Genomic DNA, 9,179 nt, shown 5'->3' with positions numbered 1-9,179 from the left:
TGGGCCACGTTAGGGCCTCCTGATCCATCATTCGAGGGCAATGCCGGATGGCTGTTCTATTTGTGTTGTCGTGCATCTCGCTCCTGATCTGGTGCGTGCTGCTCTTCGCGCGCGGCGGTTTCTGGCGCGAGCGTCCCGCCGCGCCGTTGCCCGTCGCGGAACCGGCCGGCGGCTGGCCCGCCGTGGTGGCGGTCGTGCCCGCGCGCAATGAGGCCGACGTCATCGCGAAGGCGGTCACGTCCCTGCTGACGCAGGACTACGCGGGCGCGTTTCACGTGATCGTCGTCGATGATCACAGCACCGACGGCACCGCGGACGCCGCCCGCGCCGCTGCCTTGCAGCTCCAGTGTCCGGACCGGCTCACCGTGATCGGCGCGAAGCCGCTGCCCTCGGGCTGGTCGGGCAAGGTGTGGGCGCAGTCGCAGGGCATCGAGGCGGTGCAAACGCTGGGTCTGCCTGCCGACTACCTGCTGCTCACCGACGCCGACATCGGCCATCCGCCCGAGGCGCTCACGCAGCTCGTGATGCGCGCGACGGTGGAAAAGCGCGATCTCGTTTCCCTGATGGTGCGTCTGCGCTGCGACACGCTGCAGGAAAAGGCGCTGATTCCCGCGTTCGTTTTCTTCTTCGCGAAGCTCTATCCGTTCGCGTGGGTCAACAATCCGCGCAACAAGACTGCGGCGGCGGCGGGCGGCTGCATGCTGGTGCGGCGCGAGGCGCTGGAAGAAGCGGGCGGCATCGAATCGATTCGCGGCGAACTGATCGACGATTGCAGTCTTGCGGCGCGCATCAAGCATCGCGGCGAGGGGCGTCACGCGATCCGGCTCGACGTGGCGGCGCGCAGCGTATCGCTGCGTCCCTACGAAAGCTGGCGCGAGATCTGGAACATGATCGCCCGCACTGCATTCACGCAACTGCGTTATTCGCCCTGGCTGCTGGCCGGGACGATGGCGGGCATGGCCATCATCTATCTCGTGCCGCCCGTCGTGGCGCTCGCGCTGGGCGCGGCGGCGTGGCCCGCGTGGCTCGCCTGGGCCGCCATGTGCTGCGCCTATGCGCCGATGCTGCTCTATTACCGTCGCTCGATGTTGTGGGCGCCGGTGTTGCCGCTCATCGCGCTGTTCTATGTGGGCGCCACGTTCGCGTCGGCATGGCGCTACTGGCGCGGCAAGGGCGGGCAGTGGAAGGCGCGCGTGCAGGCGCCGGCCCAGGAGCGCTGAAGCGGGGCGGTGCGGGCGCGGCGACGATGACGCGGCTCAAGGCCCATTGCACCGCTCGCTGCCGTTGAACGACTCGGGTTGAATGACTCGGGAAAAGAAGGGCCGGCAACATCGGCACGCGTGAACCGGCGACAAACCCGGCAACCCTGGGAAGGCGCGCGCACCGGCCCCTGACGCCTCAACGCTGCGTCAACATCATGTACATCTGGATGACCATGTCCGGCGAGAACGTGAATGGCACCCAGCCGTGGCCGGTATGGCGCATCACGAGCAGGCGGTCGCCATTCGACTGTTTCTGCACGGCCATCACGGGGTTCTTCGTCGATACGAACCGCCAGCCCGGCGGTAGACCCGCGGGTGGTTCCGGCGTCATCGAAGCGCGCGCATTCGAAAGCTCTTCTATCAGCTGACCGATCTCCTCGGGACGCAGCGTGACCGTCTGGCCCGCAATCGTCATCGTGATTTCGTTCTGGCTGGGGCGCGCAATTTCGAGCGTCGGCTTTTGCGCGGCGGGCTCGTGGGCCGTAGCCTCGGCTGCTTCGGCCTCGGCGTTCTGCTCGACCGCAGCGGCTGCAGAGGCCGAAGCGCTTGCAGCGACCGATTCGGCGGTCTGCGCGGGAGCCGTGTCGTCGTGAGTGGCGGGCGGCACGGTTGCCGCCTCGGCGGGGCGTGTGGCGCGTGCGGCCGCCACGGCTTGAATGAGCTGATCGACGCCCGTGTCGAGCGCGCCGATCTGGTCTTGAAGGTTCATGCGGAGCTTCTCAGGTAAGACCCGCGATTTTAACTGCTGCGCGCAGGCCGTGACCCGCCACGCGTCGCCCGACGTTGTAACAGTCGTGTAACAGCACGCCGATGCGAGCGGCCCTGGTTGCCCGTCAAGCCGCCCTTCACTTGTCGCGCGTCACTTACCGCTCAGATACCCCGCCTCGCGGAACCAGTCGAGCGCGTCCTTCAGTCCCTCGCGATAAGGCCGCGCACGATAGCCGAGTTCGCGTTCGGCCTTCGCCGAACTGAAGTACATCTTGTTCTTCGACATCCTGAGGCCGTCCACGGTCACGAACGGCTCGCGCTTCGTGAAACGCGCCACGGCCTCCGCGCCCACGGCGAGCGGATAGAGCGGCCAGCGCGGCAGCGCGAGCGTGGGCGCTTTGCGTCCCGTGAGGCTCGCAATGTCGGCCAGCATCTGTTGCAGCGGCAGATTCTCGCCGCCCAGGATGTAGCGCTCGCCCACCTTGCCACGTTCGAGCGCGAGGAAATGACCCGCGGCCACGTCGTCGACGTGCACGAGGTTGAGCCCTGTATCGACGAAAGCCGGAATCTTGCCGAGCGCCGCTTCGACAATGATGCGGCCCGTAGGGGTCGGCTTCACGTCGCGCGGACCAATGGGCGTAGACGGGTTCACGATCACGGCAGGCAGCTTGTCGTTCGCGATCATGCGTTCCACCGCGCGCTCGGCAAGCACCTTGCTGCGCTTGTAGACGCCGATGGCCTGGTCTGCCGTGAGCGGCGAGGTTTCGTCGGCGGATTGGCCTGAACTCGTGACCTTCAGCGTGGCGACGCTGCTCGTGTAGACGATGCGTTCCACGCCTTCGTGCAGCGCCGCGCGCATGGTGGCTTCGGCGCCTTCCAGATTCGCGCGTTCGATGTCGGCCGGGTCCGGCGCCCAAAGCCGATAGTCGGCGGCGACGTGAAACAGGTAGCGCACGCCGCGCAGCGCGGCACGCATCGAAGCGACGTCGCGCATGTCGCCCACGACGATGTCGGCGTCGAGCGCTTCGAGGTTCTTGCGCGGGCTCGACGCGCGCACGAGCACGCGTACCGCGAAGCCTTTTTGTTGCGCGATGCGCGCGACAGCCGAGCCGACGAAGCCCGATGCGCCGGTCACCAGCACGAGGTCGCGATGTTGATCGCTCATTCGGTAGTCGATTCCTGATGGGTGAAGAGAAGGCGGCAGCACCGCCGTGTCATGCACGAGCGCAGAAGCGCCGATGCCGTGCGACCGCGAGTGCCCGCGGGTGCCCGCGATTGTACGGCCTTGCGGGCGCGCGACTACAATGCCGGCGTGAAAGGATACAGGAGGCGATGCGATGACCAGTACGGACCTGGATTCGCGAATCGAAACGTACTACGTGCGGGTGCGCGGCGTCGTGCAGGGCGTCGGCTTTCGGCATGCCACGGTGCGTCAGGCGCACGCGCTCGGCATCCGCGGTTATGTGGCCAATCTCGATGACGGGTCGGTGGAGGCGGTCGTGCAGGGGTCGGCGAATCAGGTGGACAGGATGCTCTCGTGGCTGCGTCGCGGACCGCCGTCGGCGCGCGTGACGGAAGTGGCAAGCGAAGAGCGTTACACCGAAAAGCGCTACGAGCGCTTCGAGCAGCACTGAGGAGCGCGAAGGTCAAGCGCGGCAACCGCGCAGAAGCAGAAGCAGAGCAAGAGGCGCACGCGCGCCACGCCCCCGCCCGCATTGCGATCCCTCTCGTCGGGTTACGACACCACGAGCAGGCTCTCTGCAAATCCCCAGTCGCGCTCTATCCACTGACGCCGGCACGTAAAGCCCGCATCGCCCGCAATGGCCGGCACTTCGTCGGCCAGGTACTTGTGGCTGCTCTCCGTCCAGATCGTTTCGCCGGGAGCCATCGTCACGGCGAGGTCCGCCGCGCGCACGTGAGCCGTAACGGGGCGTGTGGCGCGCAGATGCATTTCCACGCTGCGCGCGTCGGCATTGAAACGCGCGACGTGCTCGAACGCGTCGAGCGGAAAGTCGCCGCCCAGTTCGCGATTGATCCGCGCAAGCAGATTCAGGTCGAATGCCGCGGTTACGCCGATGGGGTCGTCATACGCGGCGAGCAACGTATCCACGGGCTTCACGAGGTCGGTCCCGAGCAGCAGCGCGTCGCCGGGTTTCAGCATGGCGCGGATGTCGCGCAGAAAGCGCGTGGCCGCGAGTCGTGCAAAGTTGCCGATCGTGCTGCCCAGAAACAGCACCAGCAGTTGCTCGTTTTCGGCACGGCGCTTGCTCACTTCGGCGAGCCCTGCGAGGTAATCGCGCTCGTAACCCACAATCGAAATGCGCTCGATGTCGCCCAGTTCGCGGCGACATAATTGCAACGCGGTGCGCGAAATTTCAATCGGACAGTACGCGGTAGGGCGCTTGCGGCACAGCGCTTCCAGAATGCGGCGCGTCTTGCGGCCGCTGCCGCTTCCCAGTTCCGCGACCGTCACGCCCGCAGGCAGTTGCGCCACGATGTCGGTGGCGTGCTGCGTGAGCAGGCGTTCTTCGGCGCGCGTCACGCCGTACTCGGGCAGCGTCGTAATGGCTTCGAACAGCGATGAACCCACTTCGTCATACAGATACTTCGACGGCAATTCCTTTTGCGGGCGGCGCGTGAGTCCGGCGCGAACGTTGGCGGCGAAGGCAGCGGAGAAATCTTGCGATAGCGCGGGCAGAGTCATGAGGGCTCCAGTCGGGCGGTGTGCAATGGGTGGCGAAGTTCGTGCGGCTGCGCGTTGCGTGTCGCGCGATGTGGGCGGCAACGGCAGCAGAGTGAGCAGGTGAAGCAAAGCAGGTGAAGCAAGATTCGCGCTTGGGGTCTCCGCCATGCAACGCACGCAGCGGATCAGCGAAAACCAGGCGAACCCCGGGCAGACGTTCTGACGCGGGATGAGAGTGGCAGGACTTACGTTCTAGTGCATGACGCTTGCGAAGTCCATGCAACGTGCACGAAGCCCTACGTTTCGTGGGGGATTGATGTTGCGCGGGCTGCGCTAGATAGCGGCGCTAATCGGTTCGAGCGACGGACGCCCCCGCCGTCAGTTCCACGATGTCCGAGGTGATCTCGTCTTGCCGCACGAGCCGGTAGCGCTGCGTGAGCGCGTCGAGGCGGTCTTTCAGGTTCGCGTGCGCGGACATCATGGCTCGCACGCGCGCTTCGTTCTCCGCCGCCAGCGAGAGCGCAGCGGCCTCGCACAGTTCCGTGTAGACATAGGCTTCGGCAAGACCTGTCAGCAGCTTGTCGGCAGGAAGTGTCAGCAGCGGAGGCTGTTTGCGCGACGCCACATGGAAGCGCGCGAAGTCGAACGGAATCAGTTGGTGCTGCACGACTTCCGTCTGCGTGGCGAGCGCCGGCCGCGCGTGAATGATCGACACGCGCGTAATGAGCGAATCTTCGAGGCGACGGTAAAGCTCGTCGGTCACATTGCTCGCGAAGCCGGGTACGTCGTCGGCATGCGTGACCATCGGCGTGGACCAGGCGATGGACAAGCCGCGTTCCTCGGCTGTCGTTGCGCCGCGCGTGCCTGTCACGATCAATTCACACGGACCGGACTGAAGCACGCGCGTGGCCGCATCGAGAATCGGTTCGTTGAACATGCCGACGAAGCCCTGTTCGGAGCCCATCGCGATCACGAGGTGCCGAGCGTGCGATCGTGCTTTGCCGCCTGCTTCGTCGGGTGCTGCAGCGGCGCGTCCGTCCGGCTCCACGCGCAGCACTTCGCCGATGGCCGCCGCCACCGTCGCCGCCGTGGACCGTATGCCCGCCAGGCGGCCCTCCGCCTCGCGAGCGCGTGCCGCCGCGATACCGCGCATGGCCGACACCACCGCCTGCAATTGCTGCGCCGTGCCGATCTGCGCTTCGAGCGCGCCGAGCTTGCCGCTCATGCCGCCGCTCCCACCGCTTGCGGCGCAGCGTGTTCGCTCACGAGCGCACGCACCGCTTCGACGAGCCGCTCGCGCGTGGCGGCATCCAGCGCCGCTGAAGCCACGTTCGCCCCTTCTGCATCGATACGGCCGTTGCCCGATGCCGCGAGCGTCTGCCGTACGCGCGCGGCCACTTCGGCCGGTACGTCGTCGAATACGCCGTCGGCGAGCGCGGCGAGAAGCGCTACTTCGTCCACCGTGCGCAGCGGGCTGAAGCGCGGCTGGGCGATGAGCGCGCGAATGCGTTTGCCGCGTTCGATCTGCGCCTTCACGCGCGCGTCCGTAAGGCCGCCGAAGCGCGTGAACATTTCGAGTTCGAGGAACTGCGCGTACTCCAGCCGCAACCGTCCCGACACGTCGCGCAATGCCGCGGACTGCGCTTTGCCGCCCACGCGGCTCACGCTCAGGCCCACGTCGACGGCGGGCCGCTGGTTCGCGGCGAAGAGCGACGAGTCGAGCACGAGCTGACCGTCGGTGATCGAAATCAGATTGGTGGGAATGTACGCGGCCAGATTGCCCGCGTCCGTTTCGGCGATCGGCAAGGCCGTGAGCGAGCCGTCGCCATGCGCGGCCGAAAGCTTCGCGGCGCGTTCCAGCATGCGTGCATGCACGTAGAAGATGTCGCCGGGATACGCCTCGCGCCCCGGCGGCTCGCGCGTGAGCAACGCGAGTTCGCGGTGCGTGGCGGCGTGCTTCGTGAGGTCGTCGATGACGATGAGCGCGTGCTGGCCGCGGTCGCGAAAGTATTCGGCAATCGAAAAGCCTGCGAACGGTGCGATCCATTGCAACCCCGGCGCCGACGCCGCGGACGCCACCACGAACACGCAGCGTTCGGGCGCGCCATGCTCGCGCACGGCTTCGATCACGCGTTGCACGGCGGCGGCGCGCTGTCCCACTGCCACGTACACGCAGATCATGTCCGTGTGCTTCTGGTTGACGATGGTGTCCACCGCGAGCGAAGTCTTGCCCGTCGCGCGGTCGCCGATGATGAGTTCGCGCTGGCCGCGCCCCACGGCGAAGAGCGCATCCACGAGCAGCACGCCGGTCTCCACGGGCTCGCTCACGAGATCGCGGTCCGTAATGGAGGGCGCGTTGCGTTCAATGGGATAACGCGTTGCCGCAACAACGGGTTCGTCGCGATCCAGCGGCACGCCAAGCGGATCGACCACGCGCCCCAGCAAGCCTTCGCCTACGGGCACGTCGAGCACGGAGCCGGTGCGCGCCACCCATGTGCCCGCATGCACGCTCTCGATGTTTTCGAGCAGCACCACGCTGATCGTGTCTTCATCCAGCGTATGCGCGAAGCCCTTGGCGCCGCCGTCGAAGTCGAGCAATTCGTAGAGCGCGGCATCCGGCAGGCCGGAGACGAACGCGATGCCGTCCGCGATGCGCTCTACGCGCCCCAGCGCCTGCGCGTGCGGGCCCAGGCGTGCAGCCGAAAGGGCCTCGCGCTGTTGATCGAGCCACGCGCTATCGGCGGCGCCGGGCATGTCGTCAGGAAGCGTTTTCATCGTGAACGGACCGTAGGGTGGTCATGATCGAAGCGAGGTCGTGGCGAAAACTGTTGCGCACCGTGGCGTGCGGCGCCGTGAGTTCCAGCCCCGCGATGAGCGCCGGGTCTTCACGCACGGCGATGACCACCGGGCGACCGAGTGCCACAGAGAGCGCGGCTTCACACGCGTGCTGCTCATCGGCGGACAGTGCGCGCGGCGCGGCGATATCGAGCGGCGCGCCATGTGCGCCCAGTTCCGCGCGAATGGGCTCGGGCAGCGCTTTCACGCCATCCACGATGCCGCCGATGAAGCCTTCGATGCGCGCAGCAGCGGGCAAGCGGTCGAGCAGACGGCTCGCGATATCCACCGCCAGTTCCGCCGCCCGGCCCGCAGCCGCGCTTTCCTGCACGACGCGCGCGCGTGCCATGTCGGCTTGCGCGTCGGCGCGCAGGCGATCGGCATCCGCATGGGCCGCGGCGAGCAGCGCGGTTTTCTGCGCGGCCACTTCGGTGTCGATGGCATGCAACGCCTCTGCGCGTGTTTGCGCGAGCTGCGTGGCGGCTTCGCGTGCGGCGTCGCGCTCGGCTTCGGCGTCGTTCTTTGCCGCGTTGGCGTCGTCCATCAGGGCCTGCGCTGCCTTCTGCCGCTGCGCGATGATGTCGGCCACCGGGCGAAACAGAAAACGCGCGAGCAGCCACACCAGAATGACCGCGTTGACGGTCTGCAGCGCGAGCGTCGTCCAGTCTATCCGCATGACGTGCTGTCTCCGGAGCGGTTCGCCGTCACTTCACGAACGGGTTGGCGAACAGCAGAAGCAGCGCGATGACGAGGCAGTAAATGGCCATCGTCTCGATCATCGCGAGCCCGACGAACAGCGTGCGCGACACGGTGCCGGCGGAGTCGGGCTGGCGCGCGATGGCGTCCATGGCGGCGGCCACCGCGCGCCCTTCCGCAAGCGCGGGGCCAATGGCGCCGAACGAAACGGCGAGCGCCGCCGCTGCAATGCTGACGATTTCGATGAGGTTCATGCGTGTCCTTCCTTGTCGTGATTGCCGTGATTGTCGTGACGAAGCGGGGAATGAGGCGGCTCAGACGGCTTGTGAGCGGATTCGCTCACGGCCGCGCCGATGAACACCGTAGCGAGCACCGCGAAGATGTACGCCTGCACGGCGCCGGTGAGAAGGTCGAGCGCCATGAGCGGAATGGGCACGATGAGCCCCGCGAGCGAGAGCACGATGCCGATCACGAACACGCCGCTCATCACGTTGCCGAACAAACGCACCACGAGCGAAAACGTGCGCGTGATCTGCTCCACCACGTTGAGCGGAATCATCACCCACGTGGGCTCCGCAAACGTGGCCATGTAGCCGCGCAAGCCGCGCGTGCGAACGCCGTAGTAGAGCGTGGCGAGCAGCACGAGCAACGCGAGCGCGGCGTCCGTTTCGAGGCGCGCCGTAGGTGGTTCGACACCGGGCACGAGAGACGACCAGTTGGCCACCAGCACGAAGATGAACAACGTGCCGATGAGCGGACGATAAGGCGCCGGGTCCACCTGCATGGTGTCGCGAATCTGCCCATCGAGCGTGCTGACGACGAGTTCCACGCACGTCTGCCATTTCGACGGCACAAGCGAAAGGCGCCGCGTCACGAGCAGCGAGAGCACGACGAGCAACGCCATGATGGCCCACGTCACGAGCACGGCAGACGTGATCGGCACCGGTCCGATATGCAGCACCGGCACGGATTCGAGCGGCGAGCGCATGCTCATG

The 9,179-nt window shown here is 66.7% G+C and carries 10 protein-coding genes; 2 read left to right on the top strand and 8 right to left on the bottom strand.

Annotated features, from left to right (window positions below):
• Positions 1 to 47 precede the first annotated feature (47 nt).
• The gene (locus tag PKKP23_RS01330; RefSeq protein WP_126875499.1) at positions 48 to 1,220 is read left to right on the top strand and encodes a glycosyltransferase; all 1,173 of its coding nucleotides are present in this window, start codon (positions 48 to 50) and stop codon (positions 1,218 to 1,220) included.
• A gap of 178 nt (positions 1,221 to 1,398) precedes the next feature.
• On the opposite strand, the gene PKKP23_RS01325 is transcribed toward PKKP23_RS01330, so the two are convergent.
• Together PKKP23_RS01325 and hpnA are read right to left on the bottom strand one after the other, a co-directional pair.
• The gene (locus tag PKKP23_RS01325; protein WP_126875498.1) at positions 1,399 to 1,971 is read right to left on the bottom strand and encodes a hypothetical protein; all 573 of its coding nucleotides are present in this window, start codon (positions 1,969 to 1,971) and stop codon (positions 1,399 to 1,401) included.
• A gap of 150 nt (positions 1,972 to 2,121) precedes the next feature.
• Positions 2,122 to 3,135: a hopanoid-associated sugar epimerase gene (hpnA, locus tag PKKP23_RS01320; protein ID WP_126875497.1), complete on the bottom strand. Its 1,014-nt coding sequence runs from the start codon at positions 3,133 to 3,135 to the stop codon at positions 2,122 to 2,124.
• Between the two features lie 172 nt (positions 3,136 to 3,307).
• Between hpnA and PKKP23_RS01315 the strand changes: the two genes are divergently transcribed.
• A complete protein-coding gene (locus PKKP23_RS01315; protein ID WP_017774104.1) occupies positions 3,308 to 3,604 on the top strand; it encodes an acylphosphatase in 297 nt (98 codons plus the stop codon).
• A 101-nt stretch (positions 3,605 to 3,705) separates the two neighbouring features.
• On the opposite strand, the gene egtD is transcribed toward PKKP23_RS01315, so the two are convergent.
• From egtD to PKKP23_RS01285, 6 genes are all read right to left on the bottom strand, one after another.
• Positions 3,706 to 4,674 carry an L-histidine N(alpha)-methyltransferase gene (gene egtD, locus PKKP23_RS01310; protein ID WP_126875496.1) on the bottom strand — a complete coding sequence of 323 codons (969 nt, stop codon included), beginning with the start codon at positions 4,672 to 4,674 and terminating at the stop codon, positions 3,706 to 3,708.
• Between the two features lie 325 nt (positions 4,675 to 4,999).
• Positions 5,000 to 5,878, bottom strand: a complete 879-nt coding sequence (locus tag PKKP23_RS01305; RefSeq protein WP_126875495.1) for a F0F1 ATP synthase subunit gamma — start codon at positions 5,876 to 5,878, stop codon at positions 5,000 to 5,002.
• Positions 5,875 to 7,428 (bottom strand): F0F1 ATP synthase subunit alpha, encoded by a 1,554-nt coding sequence (locus PKKP23_RS01300; protein ID WP_126875494.1) that lies wholly within the window; start codon positions 7,426 to 7,428, stop codon positions 5,875 to 5,877. The genes PKKP23_RS01305 and PKKP23_RS01300 overlap by 4 nt, the downstream gene beginning before the upstream one ends.
• On the bottom strand, positions 7,412 to 8,164 hold the full coding sequence (locus tag PKKP23_RS01295) for a F0F1 ATP synthase subunit B family protein (RefSeq protein ID WP_126875493.1): 753 nt from the start codon (positions 8,162 to 8,164) through the stop codon (positions 7,412 to 7,414). Before PKKP23_RS01295 ends, PKKP23_RS01300 begins: the two co-directional genes overlap by 17 nt.
• Before the next feature lie 28 nt (positions 8,165 to 8,192).
• Entirely contained in the window at positions 8,193 to 8,438 is a 246-nt protein-coding gene (locus PKKP23_RS01290; RefSeq protein WP_017774099.1) for a F0F1 ATP synthase subunit C, read from the bottom strand.
• Positions 8,435 to 9,178 (bottom strand): F0F1 ATP synthase subunit A, encoded by a 744-nt coding sequence (locus PKKP23_RS01285; protein WP_126875492.1) that lies wholly within the window; start codon positions 9,176 to 9,178, stop codon positions 8,435 to 8,437. The genes PKKP23_RS01290 and PKKP23_RS01285 overlap by 4 nt, the downstream gene beginning before the upstream one ends.
• Between the last annotated feature and the right edge of the window lies 1 nt (position 9,179).

Source organism: Paraburkholderia kururiensis JCM 10599 = LMG 19447, from assembly GCF_003986935.1.
GTDB classification, from domain to species: Bacteria; Pseudomonadota; Gammaproteobacteria; order Burkholderiales; family Burkholderiaceae; genus Paraburkholderia; species Paraburkholderia kururiensis.
The sequence above is the reverse complement of the archived record's forward strand: the minus strand, read 5'-3'. Positions and strand labels throughout refer to the sequence as shown.